The sequence below is a fragment of the Brevibacillus fluminis genome, assembly GCF_003710825.1.
GTDB lineage: Bacteria > Bacillota > Bacilli > Brevibacillales > Brevibacillaceae > Brevibacillus_D > Brevibacillus_D fluminis.
The window spans coordinates 25,006-43,205 of sequence record NZ_RHHQ01000023.1; the positions used below are offsets into that span (position 1 = coordinate 25,006).

Annotated in this window: 23 protein-coding genes; all 23 read right to left on the reverse strand. The window is 52.1% G+C overall.

All coding sequences use genetic code 11. From position 1 onward, the window contains the following. Positions 1-8: 8 nt before the first annotated feature. Positions 9-458 carry a transcriptional regulator AhrC/ArgR gene (gene ahrC / locus EDM56_RS25740; RefSeq protein ID WP_122920813.1) on the reverse strand — a complete coding sequence of 150 codons (450 nt, stop codon included), beginning with the start codon at positions 456-458 and terminating at the stop codon, positions 9-11. 3 nt (positions 459-461) lie between these two features. Beyond that, complete coding sequence (locus tag EDM56_RS25745) at positions 462-1,319, reverse strand: NAD(+)/NADH kinase (protein ID WP_122920814.1); 858 nt, start codon at positions 1,317-1,319, stop codon at positions 462-464. A 231-nt stretch (positions 1,320-1,550) separates the two neighbouring features. Continuing rightward, positions 1,551-2,363, reverse strand: coding sequence for a TlyA family RNA methyltransferase (locus EDM56_RS25750; protein WP_122920815.1), 813 nt, complete (start codon positions 2,361-2,363; stop codon positions 1,551-1,553). A 7-nt stretch (positions 2,364-2,370) separates the two neighbouring features. Continuing rightward, on the reverse strand, positions 2,371-4,254 hold the full coding sequence (dxs, locus tag EDM56_RS25755; RefSeq protein WP_122920816.1) for a 1-deoxy-D-xylulose-5-phosphate synthase: 1,884 nt from the start codon (positions 4,252-4,254) through the stop codon (positions 2,371-2,373). Between the two features lie 211 nt (positions 4,255-4,465). Then, positions 4,466-5,362 (reverse strand): polyprenyl synthetase family protein, encoded by an 897-nt coding sequence (locus tag EDM56_RS25760; RefSeq protein WP_183192603.1) that lies wholly within the window; start codon positions 5,360-5,362, stop codon positions 4,466-4,468. Continuing rightward, positions 5,362-5,616 (reverse strand): exodeoxyribonuclease VII small subunit, encoded by a 255-nt coding sequence (xseB, locus tag EDM56_RS25765; protein ID WP_122920818.1) that lies wholly within the window; start codon positions 5,614-5,616, stop codon positions 5,362-5,364. The genes EDM56_RS25760 and xseB overlap by 1 nt, the downstream gene beginning before the upstream one ends. Then, a complete protein-coding gene (gene xseA, locus EDM56_RS25770; protein ID WP_122920819.1) occupies positions 5,597-6,961 on the reverse strand; it encodes an exodeoxyribonuclease VII large subunit in 1,365 nt (454 codons plus the stop codon). Before xseA ends, xseB begins: the two co-directional genes overlap by 20 nt. Positions 6,962-6,979: 18 nt before the next feature. Then, complete coding sequence (folD, locus tag EDM56_RS25775) at positions 6,980-7,837, reverse strand: bifunctional methylenetetrahydrofolate dehydrogenase/methenyltetrahydrofolate cyclohydrolase FolD (RefSeq protein WP_122920820.1); 858 nt, start codon at positions 7,835-7,837, stop codon at positions 6,980-6,982. A gap of 90 nt (positions 7,838-7,927) precedes the next feature. Beyond that, a complete protein-coding gene (locus EDM56_RS25780) occupies positions 7,928-8,890 on the reverse strand; it encodes a Kae1-like domain-containing protein (protein WP_122920821.1) in 963 nt (320 codons plus the stop codon). An 18-nt stretch (positions 8,891-8,908) separates the two neighbouring features. After that, entirely contained in the window at positions 8,909-9,307 is a 399-nt protein-coding gene (gene nusB, locus EDM56_RS25785; protein ID WP_122920822.1) for a transcription antitermination factor NusB, read from the reverse strand. 16 nt (positions 9,308-9,323) lie between these two features. After that, positions 9,324-9,536: a DUF2273 domain-containing protein gene (locus tag EDM56_RS25790; protein WP_122920823.1), complete on the reverse strand. Its 213-nt coding sequence runs from the start codon at positions 9,534-9,536 to the stop codon at positions 9,324-9,326. 12 nt (positions 9,537-9,548) lie between these two features. Continuing rightward, positions 9,549-10,118 carry an alkaline shock response membrane anchor protein AmaP gene (amaP, locus tag EDM56_RS25795; RefSeq protein WP_122920824.1) on the reverse strand — a complete coding sequence of 190 codons (570 nt, stop codon included), beginning with the start codon at positions 10,116-10,118 and terminating at the stop codon, positions 9,549-9,551. A 54-nt stretch (positions 10,119-10,172) separates the two neighbouring features. Then, a complete protein-coding gene (locus EDM56_RS25800; RefSeq protein WP_122920825.1) occupies positions 10,173-10,598 on the reverse strand; it encodes an Asp23/Gls24 family envelope stress response protein in 426 nt (141 codons plus the stop codon). Between the two features lie 62 nt (positions 10,599-10,660). Further along, positions 10,661-12,019, reverse strand: a complete 1,359-nt coding sequence (accC, locus tag EDM56_RS25805; RefSeq protein ID WP_122920826.1) for an acetyl-CoA carboxylase biotin carboxylase subunit — start codon at positions 12,017-12,019, stop codon at positions 10,661-10,663. Positions 12,020-12,041: 22 nt separating this feature from the next. After that, complete coding sequence (gene accB / locus EDM56_RS25810; RefSeq protein ID WP_246009539.1) at positions 12,042-12,551, reverse strand: acetyl-CoA carboxylase biotin carboxyl carrier protein; 510 nt, start codon at positions 12,549-12,551, stop codon at positions 12,042-12,044. Between the two features lie 244 nt (positions 12,552-12,795). Then, complete coding sequence (locus tag EDM56_RS25815) at positions 12,796-13,527, reverse strand: SpoIIIAH-like family protein (RefSeq protein WP_122920827.1); 732 nt, start codon at positions 13,525-13,527, stop codon at positions 12,796-12,798. 13 nt (positions 13,528-13,540) lie between these two features. Continuing rightward, positions 13,541-14,152 carry a stage III sporulation protein AG gene (spoIIIAG, locus tag EDM56_RS25820; RefSeq protein WP_122920828.1) on the reverse strand — a complete coding sequence of 204 codons (612 nt, stop codon included), beginning with the start codon at positions 14,150-14,152 and terminating at the stop codon, positions 13,541-13,543. 52 nt (positions 14,153-14,204) lie between these two features. Then, a complete protein-coding gene (gene spoIIIAF, locus EDM56_RS25825) occupies positions 14,205-14,870 on the reverse strand; it encodes a stage III sporulation protein AF (RefSeq protein ID WP_122920829.1) in 666 nt (221 codons plus the stop codon). Between the two features lie 10 nt (positions 14,871-14,880). Continuing rightward, positions 14,881-16,056 carry a stage III sporulation protein AE gene (spoIIIAE, locus tag EDM56_RS25830; RefSeq protein ID WP_122920830.1) on the reverse strand — a complete coding sequence of 392 codons (1,176 nt, stop codon included), beginning with the start codon at positions 16,054-16,056 and terminating at the stop codon, positions 14,881-14,883. 21 nt (positions 16,057-16,077) lie between these two features. Continuing rightward, positions 16,078-16,467, reverse strand: coding sequence for a stage III sporulation protein AD (gene spoIIIAD, locus EDM56_RS25835; RefSeq protein WP_122920831.1), 390 nt, complete (start codon positions 16,465-16,467; stop codon positions 16,078-16,080). Between the two features lie 18 nt (positions 16,468-16,485). Next, the gene (gene spoIIIAC / locus EDM56_RS25840) at positions 16,486-16,689 is read right to left on the reverse strand and encodes a stage III sporulation protein AC (RefSeq protein ID WP_122920832.1); all 204 of its coding nucleotides are present in this window, start codon (positions 16,687-16,689) and stop codon (positions 16,486-16,488) included. Between the two features lie 15 nt (positions 16,690-16,704). Next, on the reverse strand, positions 16,705-17,226 hold the full coding sequence (gene spoIIIAB / locus EDM56_RS25845; protein ID WP_122920833.1) for a stage III sporulation protein SpoIIIAB: 522 nt from the start codon (positions 17,224-17,226) through the stop codon (positions 16,705-16,707). Beyond that, positions 17,214-18,176 (reverse strand): stage III sporulation protein AA, encoded by a 963-nt coding sequence (spoIIIAA, locus tag EDM56_RS25850; protein WP_122920834.1) that lies wholly within the window; start codon positions 18,174-18,176, stop codon positions 17,214-17,216. Before spoIIIAA ends, spoIIIAB begins: the two co-directional genes overlap by 13 nt. Between the last annotated feature and the right edge of the window lie 24 nt (positions 18,177-18,200).

Here is an 18,200-nt window from a genome sequence, read left to right on the forward strand (position 1 = left end):
ACCTCACTTTAGAGCATTTCCAGCAGTCGCTCTGATACGTCTTGGCTGAATTGTTTAGAACGGCAGATGATCAAAATCGTGTCATCGCCGCAAATCGTTCCCATCACCTCAGGCCATTGGATGTTGTCAATCAACACTGCAACCGCATTGGCATTGCCCGGCATCGTCTTCATGACGACGAAATGGTCCGCATGGTCTATGTTGATGAAGCACTCCGTCAATACACGCTTTAGCTTTTGCAGTGGATTGAACTTTTGATCCGCCGGCAGCGAGTATTTGTACCGTCCGTCCATCAGCGGTACTTTTACCAGATGCAGCTCTTTGATGTCGCGGGAAACAGTCGCCTGCGTCACATTAAAGCCGGCATCGCACAGACGGTCAACCAATTCGTCCTGTGTCTCTATTTCATAATTCGTAATGATTTCGCGAATTCGAATGTGCCTTTGTCCTTTGTTCATAAATTACTCCCATTCACCGTGTAATTTCCGTCGAATTGTCTCAAAAAAGTTGCCTGTCTTCCACTTTACTAGCGGCGTGATATACGGTGATTTTTTGACAAAAATCTGATCGCCGCCCTCGAGCTCATAGCCCAGTTGTCCATCGATTGAAAGCCCCATGTCCTTGTGCTTGGCGTCCACCTCGATACGGATCAGCTGATCTCCCGAGCAAACGATCGGTCGTGCAGTCAGCGAGTGCGGTGCCACCGGCGTCAAAAGCAGCATGTTGACATTCGGTGCAACGATCGGCCCCCCTGCTGCGAGGGAATAGGCGGTAGAGCCGGTTGGACTCGATACGATCAGACCGTCACCATTGAATGTAACGACATAATGCTCGTCCACAAAGACTCCGCATTGGATAATGCGGCAAAAAGCGCCTTTGGCGATGCCGATATCGTTCATCGCAGTGAACGTGGCTAAAACCTCTCCATCGCGCACTAGCTTCGCTTCCAGCATGCTTCTCTCTTCAATATCATATCTCCCGGATAAAAGGTTATCCACGGCAAGCGGAAGATCATCCGGCTCCGCTTCGGACAAAAAGCCGAGCGTTCCCAGGTTGATCCCCAAAATCGGCAGTGAATGGCCTGCCAGCATCCGCGCGATGCCGAGCAAAGTACCGTCCCCGCCCAAAACGCAAACCAGCTCTACCTGATCCGCAAACGCGCTCACAGGTAATGCCGATTCCGGGCGTCCCATCTTTTTGGCAATACTTTCCTCCAAAAATACTTGGATGCCCCTCTGTTCAAGTAAATAAACCAAATCCCGCGCTACGATGAGCGCTTCCGGTTTTCCTTTGATAGCAACGATCCCTATTGTGTTCATCTGCCACCCCGAAACGGTTGAAATCCTTATACAATTATACAATGTTTCATACATAAAAGACAGCAAGCCGTCTGCTTATTGGGACAAAAAAGAAAAACTCCCGTTGAAGAAGCCCATGTTGAACGCTGGTGCTTCTTTATGCGGGATGCTTCTGCTTTGTGCTTATGCACGAAAATGATCGAAAAGGAGCTTTTGGCGTCTGCAACGCTCAAGCTCCCTTTCGCCTGGTGCTTATTTCAAACTAGTGTGTGCCTGCTCCACAATCCGTTCGATCTCGGTGAACCATGGCGTTAGCTCGTCGGCTTGCGCGGTTTTGCGCAGATGAAGCAAGAATTCGATATTGCCTTCTCCGCCTGTGATCGGCGAGAAATGGAGGCCTTTCGCTGCAAATCCGATCGACTGGGCAAACTGGATGATCGTCTGCAGCACCTCGCGATGAATATCCGGGTCGCGCACAATGCCGTTCTTTCCAACATTCTCCCGCCCTGCCTCAAACTGCGGTTTGACCAGCGCGAGCACATCCCCCTCTTCCTTCAAGAAGCGGTACAGGACGGGCAGGATGATTTTTAGCGAAATGAAGGAGACATCGATTGAGGCGATATCCGGCTTTTCATGCGGAAACGTATCAGGGTCCAAATGACGGAAATTGGTTCTCTCCATGACCACGACACGCTCGTCCTTTCTCAGCGACCAGTCGAGCTGCCCATAGCCCACGTCGATGGCATACACTTTTCGCACGCCTTTTTGCAAGGCACAATCGGTGAATCCACCGGTAGAGGCACCGATGTCCATCATCACTCTGTCCGTCATATCGATACCGAAAACCTCAATCGCCTTTTCCAGCTTCAGGCCGCCTCGGCTGACGTACGGATGCAGCTCCCCTTTCACAGTAAAGACCGCATCGACCGGCACTTTGGTTCCCGCCTTGTCGCATCGTTCCTGACCGATCAGGACCAGTCCGGCCATAATCGCCGCTTTTGCTTTTTCCCGGGTGGCAAAATACCCTTGCTCGACCAACAGGATGTCCAAACGCTCTTTCTTCATATGGTTGTTATGCCCTTTGCTTGTGTAGTGGAATAAGTGAACGTACACGGGAAACAATCGCTTCAGCCGTCAACCCGATTTCCTGACGCTGCTCTTTTACCGTACCATGTTCCACGAAATAATCAGGCACGCCCATGATCGTCACATTCATGTCATGGTAGCCTTCTGCTGCATAAAACTCCTGAACCGCACTGCCGAATCCGCCCATCGCACATCCTTCTTCCACCGTGATGATATCATACCCTTCGTTGCCCAGACGGCGCAGAAGATCTTCGTCGAGCGGCTTACAGAAGCGTGCGTTGACGAGCATTGGCGCGATACCGTCGCGTCCAAGCTGTGCCACGGCTTGCTCAGCAATTTCAAAAATATGACCGAATGATAAAATCGCTACGTTCTTGCCTTCCTGCACGATTTCTGCTTTACCGATTGGCAGAGCATGCATCTCTTCATCCATTTTCACGCCGCGCACATTCAGGCGTGGATAACGATATGAAATCGGCCCTTCGTCATAAACGGCCGCAGTTTTCATCATGTGGCGCAGCTCGTTTTCATCTTTCGGTGCCATGATCACCATGTTGGGAATCGCACGCATGAAGGCGATGTCATAAACGCCTTGGTGGGTTTCCCCGTCTGCTCCGACAAGACCTGCACGATCAACGGCAAAAATCACGTTTGCCTTTTGGCGTGCGATATCGTGGATCAGCTGGTCATAGGCACGCTGTAAAAATGTCGAATAGACAGCATACACTGGCTTCAAACCTTGCAGCGCGAGCCCTGCACAAAATGTTGCCGCATGCTGCTCGGCGATTCCCACATCAAACATCCGTTTCGGGAAAACCTGTGCGAACTTGAGCAGCCCCGAGCCAGCTGGCATCGCTGGTGTTACGGCTACCAACCGATTTTCCTCGCGGGCAAGCTCAATCATCGTGTCAGCGAACACAGATGTGTATGTCGCTGCTGATTTCGATGCGGATTCGCCGGATTCGATTTTGTACGTACCGACGCCGTGCCAGGTGACGGAGTCCGCTTCAGCCGGTGCATAGCCTTTTCCTTTTTTCGTAATCGCGTGGACCAAAACCGGCCCTTTCGTATTGGCTGCTGTTTTCAGCGTCTCCAGCAGCAAATCGAGATTATGTCCGTCGATCGGTCCGATATAGGTAAAGCCGAGCTCTTCAAACAAAATGCCGGAGACCAACAAATACTTCATGCTGTCCTTGACTCGTTCGGCCAGCTGTGCAAGCTTGCCGCCGACAGCCGGAATCGATTTGAGCAAATGCTCCATCTCGTCTTTTGCCCATCTGTAGCTCGAGTCGGTGCGCAACTTGCCCAAATAATTGTGGAGCGCCCCCACGTTTGGAGCAATCGACATTTCGTTGTCATTGAGCACGACAATCACATTTTTCTTTTCATGGCCAATATGATTGAGCGCCTCGAAGGCCATGCCACCGGTCAGCGCGCCATCACCGATGACGGCAACCACATGGTTTTTTTCGCCCTTGAGATCGCGAGCACAAGCCATGCCCATTGCACCGGAAAGAGACGTGCTGCTATGGCCTGTCTCCCAAACATCATGCGGGCTTTCCGCCATTTTCGGGAATCCGCACAAACCTTTGTACTGCCGCAGCGTCGGAAATTGATCCCGACGACCCGTCAACATCTTATGCACATAGGCTTGATGCCCTACGTCCCAAATCAGTTTATCGGTAGGACTGTTAAACAGGTAGTGCAGCGCTAACGTTAACTCCACTACGCCTAGATTCGGGGCAAGATGCCCGCCTGTTTTCGCCAGATTTTCTATCAGAAACGTCCGGATTTCTTCAGCCAATCTTGATAACTGCGGGATTGTAAGTTTTTTCAGGTCCTTCGGGCTATTTATGTTGTCGAGTAACATATAACCCCTCACTTTCAAGATGAATACCAGGTAAATACTTGCTTCATTATAATCGTTTTGTCGAGAAAACTCCACTTTGTTAGGAAAAATCGCCCGGAAGCGCCTTCACGCGAACGTATATTCGTTTTCGAGGAATCTTTGTCATTTCTGAAAACCTCGCCCAAAAAGCAAAAAGACCTTAACGATGTGCTAAGGTCTTCTCCTGCCATCCTTATTTGTTGCGCGAAACAACGTAATCCGCGAGCAAATGCAAAGCCGAGTTCGCAATCCCCGCACGGGTGAGCGTGTCCTTCGCGTCAGCTACCAAGCGGTGCAGACGATCGCGCGATGCATCCATGCCGAGCAAGGAAGGATAGGTGGCTTTTTGCTTCTCCGCATCCGAGCCGACAGCTTTGCCCAACGTAGCCGCATCGCCTTCTACATTCAAAATGTCGTCCTGGATCTGGAAAGCGAGTCCGATCGATACGCCATAGGTATGCAAGGATGCAAGCTGCTCATCATTCGCTTCCGCCAAATAACCGCCGCCGAGCAACGCCGCCACGAGCAAATCACCTGTCTTGTGGTGATGAATGTACTCGAGCTCGTCTAGCGTCAGCTGTCGTCCTTCTCCTTGGATATCCGCCATTTGCCCGCCTACCATTCCTGTCGCCCCTGCGCGCTTGCCCAGCTCAGCGATCAGCTTGACCGCAGTGGCAGTGTTTACCTCAGAGTGGGACAGGTACGACTGCGCGATATGGGCAAATGCACGCGTCAGCAGAGCGTCGCCCGCCAAAATGGCAGTCGCTTCGTCAAACATCTTATGGTTGGTCGGTTTGCCGCGGCGTAAATCGTCATCGTCCATCGCCGGCAAATCGTCGTGAATCAGCGAATACGTATGTATCATTTCCAACGCAACCGCATATGGAATCCCACGCTCGGCTGGTTTGCCCAACGCTTCGAGCACGGCCAACACCAAGATCGGGCGAAGCCGTTTTCCGCCCGCCATTAATGAATATTTCATGGATTCATATAAACGTTCCGGTACGCCCGCTTCTTCCAAAGCCAGCGGTAGCTGTTGCTCGACAAGGGTGATTTTTTCTTCGAGGTAAGAAGTGAGCGTCACCGTCATCATACTTCACCTTCCAGCATAAACGGCTTTTCCTTCAGCTCCCCGTTCTCTTCCAGCAAGAGCGTGATTTGCGCTTCGATGAGATCAAGCTTTCTGCCGCAAAGGCGAGCCAGCTGAACGCCCTCTTGATAAAGACCGATCGCCTCTTCCAGTGGGACGTCTCCTTCCTCCAATCGACGAACGACATCCTCCAGCCGTTTCATCGCTTCTTCGTACGGTAATTCTAATTCCTGCTCAACTTTCTTGCGAGCCATCCGTTTTCCCCTCCTCGATTGTCAGCGCTTCCGCCAAAATCGTTCCATCCGTTAATCGTACCACGAGCTTGTCCCCGCTTGCAATTTGCTGTACCGATTTCACCAGCTGCTCTTCCTTGTACAGAAGTGAAAAGCCGCGCGACATTACTTTCAGCGGACTGAGCGCGTCAAGCTGAGCCACGGATGAGGACCAGGCGAGCCGCGATTCGGCCACCTTCCGACCGATCAGTTGAGCAAGCTGGTTTTGCAAATGGGCGACTGTTTTCCGTTCTTTTTGCACGGTCTGCGTAATCGGACTGCGTGCGAGCAGCTGCTCTTGATGTGTCAATCGATTTTGCTCGCGCTTCAACTGCTGTTTCATCGCGGTGGTCGCACGCATTTGCGCATCAGCGAGCCGCTGTCTCGCATCATCAAGCCTACGCTGCGGCCGTCGCAGTGCGTAGGAATTCTGCAGCTGATCCAACCGTTTACGGTGATCAGCAAGCTTGATGCGCAGCAGTCGATGCAGACGCTGCTCCTGCTTTTGCAGACGCTCCCGCCACTCCAAATGGTGCGGCACAGCCAATTCTGCCGCCGCTGTCGGCGTTGCCGCCCGCATATCGGCGACGAAATCAGCGATCGTCACATCGGTCTCGTGACCAACAGCCGAGATAACAGGAATACGTGAACCTACGATTGCTCGCGCCACCCCTTCATCATTAAAAGCCCACAGCTCTTCGATCGAACCGCCGCCACGACCGACGATGAGTACATCGACATCATCCCGTCGATTGATTCGCGCGATTGCCGCCACGATGGAGGCAGGCGCTTCCGTCCCCTGAACCGTCGCGGGAACGATCAAAATCTGTGTCTGTGGAAACCGGCGCCGAATGGTTGTGCAAATATCGCGAACAGCCGCACCCGTAGGCGATGTGACAACCCCGACGGTGCGCGGAAAGGCGGGCAGCGGGCGCTTCCGTTCCGCTGCAAATAAGCCTTCTTGCGCCAACTTCTCTTTAAGCTGCTCAAACGCCAAATAAAGCGACCCCAGACCGTCTGGCTGCATCTCGCGGGCATACAGCTGATAGGCGCCGTCCCGTTCATAGACAGAAATGGAACCACGGACGAGTGCCTTGGTTCCATCCTTCGGGACGAATTTGAGGAATCGGTTATAGCCTTGAAACATGACAGCCTTGATGCGGCTTTCCCCATCTTTTAAGGTGAAGTACATGTGACCACTGGAGTGGCGGGTAAAATTGGAGATTTCTCCGCGTATCCAGATGTCGGACACATGCTCGTCGCGCTCCAGCTTTTGCTTGATGTAGCGATTCACATCACTGACCGACCAGATTTCCTGTCCTCTCATTTGCATCCCTTCATTTCATTAACGGCGTTCCAGCCCTCTTTCTGCCGAACGCACGGTATTTTTCAACAGCATGGTGATGGTCATCGGTCCAACGCCGCCTGGTACAGGTGTAATGTGGCTGGCGATTTCCTTCACTTCATCAAATTTGACGTCGCCGACCAGTTTTCCTGTCTCGATCCGGTTCACGCCAACATCGATAACGACTGTTCCCGGCTTCACATGCTCTGCCCCGATCATATGGGCTTTACCTACCGCCACGACCAAAATGTCCGCTTGCTTTGTGATTGCAGCGAGGTCAGGGGTGCGCGAGTGGCAAATCGTCACGGTCGCGTTTTCTTGCAACAACAGCATCGCGACTGGCTTGCCGACGATGTTGCTCCGGCCTACAACAACCGCATGTTTACCGGAAATCTCGGTTCCGGTCCGTTTGATCAGCTCAATTACGCCATGCGGAGTGCAAGGCAAAAACGTTTCATTCCCGATCAGCATGTTCCCGACGCTAATCGGATGGAAGCCGTCCACGTCTTTTTCAGGGCTGATCGCATCAATCACTGCACTCTCCGCAATATGCTTCGGCAGCGGAAGTTGAACCAAAATGCCGTGAACGTTCGGATTTTGGTTCAATTTTTCGATTTCAGCCAAAAGCTCTTCCTGCGTGACGGTCGGTTCCATGCGAATCAGCTCCGAATGGATGCCCACCTCGGCACAGCCTTTGATTTTCCCTTTTACATACGATTCGGAAGCCGGATCATTCCCGACCAAAATAACCGTCAAACCCGGAATAATCCCTTTTTCCGCTAACGCTTTTGCTTCTATCGCCAGTTCTTCACGAATCTTCTTCGCTGTTTCTTTTCCGTCAATCACCGTAGCTGTCATGTGTGTAGCCTCCTCATCCAATTCAACTACTCATAGTTTATCCAGAGAAGGAAGTTATGTAAAGGCGAATTTTAAATTACAGCAAAACCTTCATCGTTCGGATTTTAGCATTTTCCAACCGATTTGTGCGACACCGTACGCGTTATCACCCGAATAAACCGGATCACAAAAAAACAGCTTCGCTTTGACAGACGGATGCTCCAGCCGTTTGATCAGACGCTCGCGTACGTATTGATTGGCAGCCACGCCGCCAACGATCAAGATTTCACGGGGGTAGCCTTCTTCAACCGCAGCACGCAGCACTTTTTCCAGCGTATTAGCGACACACTGCTCGGTCGCCCGGGCGATTTCGGCATGCGCGACATCCCCTTGCTCAATCGCACGCAGCAAAGCGGCCTCCGCTCCGGAAAAATGAAACGTGAAGCCATTCACGGTCGATGGCACGCGAAACGTCCCTTCGGCTTGCTTAGCTAACTGCTCAAGGCTCGGCCCTGCCGGAAACGGCAATCCGAGCGCGACTCCTACACGATCCACCAGCTGCCCAGCGTGAAGGTCAACCGTACCGCCAAGCTTCTCGATCTGATAGCCGGTCGTGGTCCGCGTGCAATCCAACAGCTCGCTCGTTCCGCCCGATAAATGCACCGCAAGAAACCGCTCCTGTGTCGGCCGCTCATCTGAGGTGTATTCTCCTGCAGCGATGTGCCCTTCCTGGTGACTGGTCATATAGATCGGCACCCTGTGAAATATCGCCAAGGATTTGGCCAAGCCTTCCCCGACCTTAAACACAGGCATATAACTACCTTCTACAGAACGCGGCCGTGAGCTTGCGCAAATTCCGATCAATTGCTGATCGGAGAGACCTAGCTGCTCACTTAATTCAGGCAGGTTCATCACATGCTGAAAGACGGCTTCCGATTGTTGCAGACCGCGCTCCCCCGCTTTCACTTTGAGGAGCCGCTTCGCTTCTGCAACAATCTCGCCGTCTTCACCAACCAGACAAAGTGACGTACGGTAATTGCTCGTATCAATCCCAAGAAGTACCTGCTTGCTCATTGTTTTCACCTGTCTTTATTACGCTAACTGGCGCGATTGCAAATAAGCGGACAAAACGCCGTTAATGAATTTGCTCGATTGCTCATCGCTAAACGTTTTAGCCAGCTCAATCGCTTCGTTCAGCACGACTCTTGGCGGTGTATCGGTTTCAAACATCAATTCATAAAAAGCCAGTCGCAAAACAGCACGGTCCACATTGGCGATCCGATCCAGTTGCCATCCTCGCAAATACTTTTTAATTTCCTCGTCAATCGCATCTTGGTTGGATAGCGTCGCTTCCACCAAATGGCGGAGATATGTCGGGTCTTCCGCTGTGTTTTCCAGCACAAATGCATACGCATCGCCGAGAGTTGTTTCTGCCATATCGATTTGAAACAAACATTGTACTGCCTTTTCCCTTGCTGTTCTACGTTTCATCACTTTCGTTCACCTACTATTTAAATTTCCCCGGTAAAATCTTGTCCAAAATGTCGCGCAGGTCTTCCTTTTGATCGAGCTTCCGGCCGATGTAATAACCCGTACCGACAAACACGATGAAGACAAGCGTATTCCAAAAACCAACGACCAAGTAAATGCAGCCAAACAGTAACCCCGCGAGAACGCCAAGCGCTTTCCCCTTATGCTCCCACAACAGCTCCCATAACATCAAAATCACCCTCTACTCTATCCGCCTTGTGCGCAGCGGGAGGTTTTCTTGCGTCAGCACCTCGGCTACCGTTACCCGTACTTCCGTGATCTCCACACCTGCGATCGCTTCCACCGTTGTCTTCACATCGGCTTGCAGCTTTTGGGTGATGTCGGGAATCGGCGTTTCGCCGTCAATCGAGACGCGCAGCTCAATCAAGTTGCCGCTTTCGAGCGATTTGACATATGTTTTCAGATCGCGCACGCCTTTCACCTTGCGCGCTGCACGCTCCGCGATCGTCTGGATCGTTACCATGGAGATCGTCACATCACCGAACTCGCCGCGCTGGCGAATGCCGCGCTCCTGCTTCGTTGTTTTACCGAATACAAAGCTGCCGATGAAAAAACGGACGCTGATGATCAAAAAGATCAGCGCTACGATAATATAAGGTAGCGCGCCCATCGGATTGCCATACAGCGAAACCAGCGGCTCCTGTACCAGCTGAAGCGGCACCAGCCCGAAGAACAAGCCGATGGTGAATATTGAGACGACAATCAGCGCCAGGCTGTAAATGGTCAAAATAAAGCGATCAAACAAGTTCACGAGCTTCCCTCCTTGGGTGAAGAAAATGCCTCCGCAATGGAGGCATAAGTCGTGTTATCGAACCCTGTGATATTCGTCGGCTACACCCGGAGTTGCAACCGGCTGCGCTTTCTCTTCGGATTTCAATTCAACATCCACGATATGTACATTAACCTCAACTACGGATAGCCCCGTCATGGTTTCGATCGCATTGCGGACGCTGTCTTGAATCAGGCGGGCAACCTCCGGAATGCGGTGTCCGTACTTCACGATAATGGAGACATCTACCGCAGCTTCTCTGGTTCCAACCTCGACGCGCACCCCGCGCGCAATGTTTTTGCGTCCCAGTCTTTCAGCGATATCGCCAACCAAGCCACCGCTCATTTGGGCAACGCCTTCGACTTCCGCTGCTGCCATGCCTGCGATTACTTCCAAAACCTCGGGAGCGATCTGAATTTTTCCAAGTTCAGTTCTGTCTGTATCTGTAAGAAACTCTTCCATATTTCGCACCTCCCCTAATTTACATCTCATTATAGCAACAAAGCCCAGTATTTACAAATTGATTACTCCTGCTCTTCTAGGTGCAGATCATACGTTTCCAGGAATTTCGTATCGAAATTACCGCTGCGGAACACTTCATGATCCATCATTTTCAGATGGAACGGAATCGTGGAATGAATCCCCTCCACCATGAACTCGGAAAGAGCACGTTTCATCCGCTCGATCGCTTCTTCCCGCGTTTTTCCCCAGACGATCAGCTTGGCGATCATCGAATCGTAGTAAGGCGGGATTTGATAGCCACTGTAAGCTGCGCTGTCCACACGTACGCCATAGCCTCCTGGAGGCAGATAGTTGACGATGCGGCCTGGAGACGGCATGAAGTTTTTCACCGGATTTTCTGCGTTGATCCGGCACTCTATCGACCAACCGTTCAGTTTCACATCAGCTTGCGTAAAGGAGAGCTCCTCGCCGCTTGCCACCAGGATTTGCTCTTTAATCAGATCAAAGCCTGTGACCATCTCCGTTACCGGATGTTCGACCTGAATCCGCGTGTTCATTTCCATGAAATAAAACTTTCCGTGCTTGTCGAGCAAAAACTCGACCGTCCCGGCGCCGTGGTAATTCACCGCTTGCGCAGCCGCAACAGCAGCTTCTCCCATCTCCTGGCGCAGCTTTTTGCTGAGCGCTGGCGATGGCGCTTCCTCGATCAGTTTTTGATGGCGACGTTGGATCGAACAATCGCGTTCGCCCAAGTACACGACGTTGCCGTGTTTGTCAGCCATGATCTGAATCTCGACATGTCGTGGACCTTCCACGAATTTTTCCAAATACACGCCCGGGTTGCCGAACGCGGTTTTGGCTTCATTTTGTGCAAGACCGATCGCCTTTTCCAGCTCTTCGGCGCTGTTGGCTACACGCATGCCTCGTCCGCCTCCGCCCGCCGTCGCTTTGACGATGACCGGATAACCAATTTGGGATGCAATCGTAAGCGCCTCATCGATGCTTTCAATCAAACCGTCTGTACCTGGGACTGTCGGTACGCCCGCTTTTTTCATCGTATCCTTCGCAGTCGACTTGTCACCCATTTTGGTTATTGCTTCCGGATCTGGACCGATGAACGTGATGTTGCAGGCCGCACAGATTTCCGCAAAGTCCGCATTCTCCGCCAAAAAGCCATAGCCAGGGTGAATCGCGTCCGCCCCAACTTTCGTCGCCACGCTCATGATGCTCGCCATGTTCAGATAGCTGTCCTTTGAGGCGGTTGGACCGATGCAGTATGCCTCATCCGCCATCTTGACATGCAGCGATTCGCGGTCAGCCTCGGAATAAACGGCAACGGTAGAGATGCCCATCTCATGGCAGGCGCGAATAATCCGGACAGCGATTTCACCGCGGTTGGCAATAACGATTTTTTGAAACATGGTACTCCTCCTTTGAGCCTTCCTACGGTTTCACCAAGAATAGCGGTTGTCCGTATTCTACGAGCTGGCCATCTTCCACCAGAACCTTCACGATCTCGCCGCTCACTTCCGCTTCAATTTCATTGAACAGCTTCATCGCTTCCACGATGCACACCACTTTGCTCGGGGTCACTTGATCTCCCACTTGGGCATAGGCAGGCTTGCCCGGTTCAGAAGCGCGATAAAACGTACCAACCATTGGCGAAACCACTTTCAGCAAAGAAGCTTCGTCAACTGCCGCTGCGGATACCGCTGGCTTTTCCACAGCAACCGGTGCAGCTTGTACTGCTGTGACAGGTGCCACTTCAACCACAGGTGCTGCGACTGCTGCTGGCACTTGCGCAGACTGTGCAAACACAACAGGTGCTGCTTGAACGGCCGCACCTGCTTTTTTGATGCTCACCTTTGTTCCTTCGCTTTCCAATTCAAACTCCTGGATGGTGGATTGATCCACCAGCTTGATGATTTCTCTTATTTCATGCATTTTAAACACGCATACCACTCCTTTACAATATCAATCCCATGAGACACTATTTCGTATTCTCAATGATTCTGCTGGCTTTTCCAGTTCGCGGGTATGTACAGTCACATGTATCATGGTAGCTTTTCACATGGACAACGTCAAGAAAAAACCCGCCCGGCATCAGCTTTTGCCATGCCTGGCGGGTGGTTTTGCGAAACAGCCGGAACTGCCTCAAATGCGAGGTTCCGGATTCGCACAACTACGAATTGTCCGATTATGGTTTGGACTGAACGATCACATTGTTGCCTGATACATTCATTTGCTGCTTCACCGTCGCGATGATGTCAACCACTTCTTTATTTGTCAGTTTGTCCGCTTGGACGATGACTTGCACTTTATCATTTTGCGGCAATACGACCGCATCTTTGTAGCCGCTACCTTTCAGCAATTCTTCCAATGCAGCGGTATTGCTTTCCATCGTGGAGAGTTCCTCATGCTTTTTCTTCGCGTCTGCATACGCTTGTGGGGACGATTTGTCGCTGCTCATGATGCTGAACTGTTCATCCTTCTGTTTCGCCAGCATCGCATCGCGCTGCATTTTGTAGCCTTGGAAGAAGTCGCTGGTCGTTACACCTTGCTGCTGTGCTGCTGTCGGAGCGGAGGAAGAATCTGGCTGTGTAGCATCAGGTGTTACTTGCGCATTCGGTGCGGTATTTCCATTTTGCGTCGCTGTCGTGTCAGGTGCAGTCCCATTCGGCGTCGGCAGGACGGCTGCGCCCGTGCCCGATGCATCGATCGTCGTTGGGAGCTGTGGAGGCGTTGTTTGAGGATCTGCCGTTTGAGTATTTACATCTACGCCGAGCATCGCATCAGGCGACGTCGTTTTTTGCTCGTTCCCAAGCGCAGGCAACTGCTCGTTTGGCCCTTTCACCAAATAATACCCGGAGAGTACCACCATCACTGCAAGCATCGTCAAAAGCCATACGGTTTGTTTGCGCAACATCATTTTTCATGACCCCCTATCCCTTTTTGGGCAAAATTGAAATTTTGTATGCGGGTACATCTAGCACCTTCTGGACCGCTTCAAGAATCCAGGCCTTGATCTGGACGTTTTCTGCTCCTTTTGCAACCACCAGCACCCCCCTTACTTTAGGCTTCAATGTTTTGAGCACCACTGGCTGCTCTTGCTTGGAATCCTTCAAAACGAGTGCCTGCTCTTGAAGCGTTTGCTCGCTTTGGTTACGTGTCGCACGCTCTTTGTCCGTTTCTTGGGTTGAGGTTGTGCGGGAATCCCGGTTTTTTTCGATGACGATTTCTGGCGTCGAATCCAAATTGACCATGACCTGTACCTGGCCAACTCCGATCACCGCTTCCAAAATTTCGGCGAGCTGTGTCTCGTAGTTGTTCTCATATTCTTTGATCCAGTCATTGCTGGCTGAACTGCCTGCTGCAACACTCCCCGCCGCGTGATCCTGGCCCGCAGCCGGAAGGGTTTCTTGCTGCTGCATGCTCCCCAGCCCGAGCGGTTTGTCTTTATCCGAGCCGAGAAAATCGGTGAGAATCATCAAAACAGCACCGACGCCTAGCAGAATAAACAGATAGCGCATCGACGGTTTCCATTTGGCAAACATCCGGCTCCACCCCCTTTCTTCTTCTGCTTCGCCTATTTGTTGGACCCAGTCGTTACTTTTCCTCGCGGGCTTGTTCTCCTGTCACCTCCACCTGCTTAGGTGCCAGTGCCCACGACTGGGCAACGGTATCACGAATTTGGAGGTAAAGCGGATTGGTTTGCGTAGCGGTTGCCTCTGTTTTTGGCGCCTGTGCTGTAGCCGCTTGCTCTTGTCCAACCTCGATGCGCACTGGTTCGATCGGCTTGATGACCGGCGTCACCCGTTCGACCGACGGCTTTTCGCCTTGTTCTGCCACCACGAGATCGATGCTTGCGATCCGCGCTGCCTGGTCCTTTTTCTCGATATTGACGTTCACTTGCGCCAGCTCGACACCGTAGCTTTCTTTCACTTGTTCTCGGATCATGGCTTCCATCTGCTCTTGCACGTACTGATGGGCTTGTTCATCCTGCGTAGACAAGATCCGGTTTGTCAGTCCTTTTATGTCCGAATCCGTCGTGTTGGTCATCTCCTGCTGATACCGGCTCATTTTGAGGGCGAGCTGGTCTTGGGATAGATTGAAGATGGTAAACAGCGGAGACATAATCGTAAGCAAAATGATCAAGCCCATCACCATTTTGACGTATCGCTGCAGGTTGGTATTCGGCAGGATCAAATCCAGGAAGGCGGCGAGCAAAACGAGCAGAATGATTTTTTTCAACCAAAGTGAGAGCCACTCCACGTTTATTCACCTACCGTATCATCATGGAAATGTTGCCTGCCGCTATCATGATCGTGATTGCCAAGAAAAACATTAGGCAGACGGTTGCCAATGCCGCAAAGACAAATAGCAAGCTTTTGCCGATCGTGCCGAGTGCCGTGATGATCGGACTGTTACCCAACGGTTGCAAAACCGCGGACGAAATGTTGTAAATAATCGCCAGCACCAGTATTTTCAATGCGGGGAACGCACAGATGATCAAGAGGATGATGACCCCGGCTAGTCCAACCGCATTTTTTACCAGGAGCGATGCGCTGATGACGGTATCTGCGGCATCCGAGAACATCCGTCCGACGACAGGGATGAAGTTGCCTGTGACATACTTGGCCGTCCGGATCGTAACACCGTCTGTGATGGCGGAGGTTGCCCCTTGGATGCTGATGACGGCCAAAAAGATTGTCAAAAAGGAACCGAGCGCTCCCATCGCGATGTTACGCAGCAGCGTCGCCAGCTGTGTGACCTTGTACCTGTCGGAAAACAAGCTAGCGATCGAGAGGAGCGCGGAAAAGAACAAGAGCGGAAAAATGACCGTCGAAATGATCGTGCCGCTGATGTTGACCATGAAGATGATCAACGGGTGGAACATCGCCGCAGACGCGATGTTTCCCATTGACGCGAGCAGCGCGATCACAAGCGGGATCATCGCCAGCATGAAGCCGGACATGTCGGTAATGGCGTCTTTTGCGTAGCTGATCGCGACATGGAAGCTGTTGATGGCGAGCACCATGAGCACCAAATAGGCGATGGCATAGGCGACGGTGGTGACCGTATTGCGCTCGAAGGCATTTTGCATTGTCTCCAGTATCATCGCGAAAACCGTAATGATGATGATCGAGGAGAGCAATTTGCCATTCATCAAAATTTCGTGGAAGACAAACTTGAGCATCCCTTTGGCGATCCCGGAGAATGAGATTTGCCCATCCTGCATCAGCAGTTGAACCAAGCCTGGCGATTTGATGTCTGGCAAATAGCCCTGATATTCCTGCAATGTTTTTTGCCAAAACTGCTCGATTTTCTCAGTCTGAAGATGGTCTACCTGCTCGCGAACGAGGTTCTCGACGGGATTGGCTGTGAGTGGAGCTGCAAGAGCGAGATTGCTGGGCAAGAAGAGCAACAAGAAGATGAGAAGCCTCCCCCAACGAGACACACGTATTCCTCCTTTCGCGAGTTATGCAGGCAAGAGGCCGACAACGGTTTCGATGATGATTTGGATGATCGGGACTGCCATGACCAGAATGAGAATTTTACCAGCCAGCTCGATCTTGGAAGCGATCGCCCCTTGTCCGGCATCGCGCGTCATCTGGGCACCGAATTCGGCGATATAGGCGATTCCAATGATTTTGAGAATCGTTTCAAGGAATACCATATTGAGATCGGCCTGTACGGCCAACCGTTCCAGAATGCGGATCACCACCGAAATCTTGTCGATAAGGAAGTAAAAGATGATGACTCCGCTTGCAACCGCGAGAAGAAAGGCAAACATGGGCTTCTGTTCTTTTATGACCAGCGACAGGACCGTTGCTACAAGCCCCAGTCCGACAATTTGGACGATTTCCATCCGGGCGTCCTCCTTATGCTAATTGAACAGGAATACGCGTTTGACCTCAGAGAACAGATCCCCCAGATAGTGAGCGACCATATACAGTACAATGATGAACCCGACCAGCGTCGCCCAGTGGGCAATCTCTTCCTTACCGGACGCTTTGAGCACCGTATGGATGATCGCCGCGATAAATCCGACTCCGGCAATTTGAAAGACGGGAGTCAAGTCGAAATCCACGCTTACGCACCTCGCTTACAGCATCAAGATGACTACCAAGAGTCCGCCCAAAAATCCAAGGCTTTTGTACATTTTTTCATACCGTTCCTTATCGCTACGCGCCTCCTCTTCCAGCCCCTGCAAGTGAGTGATAGCCAATCGCAGATGCTTTTGCTGATCGTCGCGGTCCGAGTTGCCAAGGACCATGCCCAGTGTCAGCAGGATGTCTTTTTCCGACTTGCGCATAGCAGTCTGGCTCCAGTTTTTTTCGATGGCCTGACGCCACGACTCACTCGTGCTTTGCGGCTCGTCCTCTTGCGTAAGCAGCTCGGATGCGGTAAGGAACATGCGGCCGATTCCCGAGCGCATCCGCTCGCCGATCTTGGCCATCGCGCGGTGCAGCGGAGTAGCACCATAGACAATCTCCGTCTCGAGCATCTGCAAGGAAATAATCATGGTACGGATATCCAACGGACGAAACGCGTAATAGCGACCCATCTGCCAACCTACCATTGAGCAGGAAAAGAGGATGACAGCTGCTCCAATCAGCTTGAGCATACCAGTTTCTCCTTGCTGATTTTTTCCAGGTCCCGGTTGTAGATGCCTTTGACCGTCCCGGCGCCATTCGAGCGATCGAGCACGATGTAGCGGGAGAAGGCACGATGTGTGATCAGCTTTCCGATCGTCGGCCTCTGTGCCGCTTCGGCTACGTCATGTCCATGTGCGGAGCAGACGACAGCGACACCAGCATGAACCGCTTCCCAAATGGCTTCCGCATCTTCCGCCCTACCGATCTCGTCGACGACCAGCACATCCGGAGACATCGAGCGGATCATCATCATCATGCCGATTGCCTTCGGACACGCATCCAGCACATCGGTTCGTGGCCCGACATCGCGCTGCGGAATCCCTTGTAGGCAGCCGGCTAGCTCTGAACGCTCGTCCACGATGCCGACTTTGCGGCTCGAAGCCCATTCGCTCCCGTAGCTGAAGGCTCGGGCCAAATCACGCAAGAGCGTGGTCTTCCCGCATTGGGGTGGCGATAGAATCAATGTGTTTTGGATTTGCCCTCCCTCAAACAAAAACGGCAGCAGCTTCTGTGAGATCCCCTTCTTCTCTCGAGCAATCCGAATATTGAAGCTGGTGATTTCCTTGATGGCCTTCACTTCCCCGTGGTCCAGCACCACCTTTCCTGCGATGCCCACCCGATGTCCACCCGTAACCGTGATGTAACCGCGTCTTAGCTCCTCTTCCAATGCATATAGCGAGTGCTGGGTTAGCTGGTTCATCAGCTTCACGACCAGCTCCTCTGTTACGAGAAACCCGTGCCGCGAATTCGCTGTTAGCTGACCTGCCGGAGTGATATAGCTGGCCTGCTGCCCATAGCGAATTTCCAGCGGCTGCTGCTGTCGCAATCGTATCTCTTCCAGGTGATCACGGACGGCAGGGGGCAGAGAAGACAAGAGTGTACGTATGGGACCTGGCATGAGCCCTACGATTTCTTTCATAGATTCACCCCTTTGTCCACTTTG

Excerpts from the sequence above, each read along its gene's own strand:
- nusB (WP_122920822.1), bottom strand. The coding sequence starts at position 9,307 with ATGAAACGTAGAACAGCAAGGGAAAAGGCAGTACAATGTTTGTTTCAA.
- spoIIIAD (WP_122920831.1), bottom strand. The coding sequence starts at position 16,467 with ATGGAAATCGTCCAAATTGTCGGACTGGGGCTTGTAGCAACGGTCCTG.
- spoIIIAG (WP_122920828.1), bottom strand. The coding sequence starts at position 14,152 with ATGTTTGCCAAATGGAAACCGTCGATGCGCTATCTGTTTATTCTGCTA.
- folD (WP_122920820.1), bottom strand. The coding sequence starts at position 7,837 with ATGACAGCTACGGTGATTGACGGAAAAGAAACAGCGAAGAAGATTCGT.
- dxs (WP_122920816.1), bottom strand. The coding sequence starts at position 4,254 with ATGTTACTCGACAACATAAATAGCCCGAAGGACCTGAAAAAACTTACA.
- EDM56_RS25815 (WP_122920827.1), bottom strand. The coding sequence starts at position 13,527 with ATGATGTTGCGCAAACAAACCGTATGGCTTTTGACGATGCTTGCAGTG.
- xseB (WP_122920818.1), bottom strand. The coding sequence starts at position 5,616 with ATGGCTCGCAAGAAAGTTGAGCAGGAATTAGAATTACCGTACGAAGAA.
- EDM56_RS25800 (WP_122920825.1), bottom strand. The coding sequence starts at position 10,598 with ATGGAAGAGTTTCTTACAGATACAGACAGAACTGAACTTGGAAAAATT.
- EDM56_RS25790 (WP_122920823.1), bottom strand. The coding sequence starts at position 9,536 with ATGTTATGGGAGCTGTTGTGGGAGCATAAGGGGAAAGCGCTTGGCGTT.
- EDM56_RS25750 (WP_122920815.1), bottom strand. The coding sequence starts at position 2,363 with ATGAAGAAAGAGCGTTTGGACATCCTGTTGGTCGAGCAAGGGTATTTT.
- spoIIIAB (WP_122920833.1), bottom strand. The coding sequence starts at position 17,226 with ATGCTCAAGCTGATTGGAGCAGCTGTCATCCTCTTTTCCTGCTCAATG.
- spoIIIAA (WP_122920834.1), bottom strand. The coding sequence starts at position 18,176 with ATGAAAGAAATCGTAGGGCTCATGCCAGGTCCCATACGTACACTCTTG.
- EDM56_RS25760 (WP_183192603.1), bottom strand. The coding sequence starts at position 5,362 with ATGACGGTGACGCTCACTTCTTACCTCGAAGAAAAAATCACCCTTGTC.
- EDM56_RS25780 (WP_122920821.1), bottom strand. The coding sequence starts at position 8,890 with ATGAGCAAGCAGGTACTTCTTGGGATTGATACGAGCAATTACCGTACG.
- accC (WP_122920826.1), bottom strand. The coding sequence starts at position 12,019 with ATGTTTCAAAAAATCGTTATTGCCAACCGCGGTGAAATCGCTGTCCGG.
- ahrC (WP_122920813.1), bottom strand. The coding sequence starts at position 458 with ATGAACAAAGGACAAAGGCACATTCGAATTCGCGAAATCATTACGAAT.
- EDM56_RS25745 (WP_122920814.1), bottom strand. The coding sequence starts at position 1,319 with ATGAACACAATAGGGATCGTTGCTATCAAAGGAAAACCGGAAGCGCTC.
- xseA (WP_122920819.1), bottom strand. The coding sequence starts at position 6,961 with ATGAGAGGACAGGAAATCTGGTCGGTCAGTGATGTGAATCGCTACATC.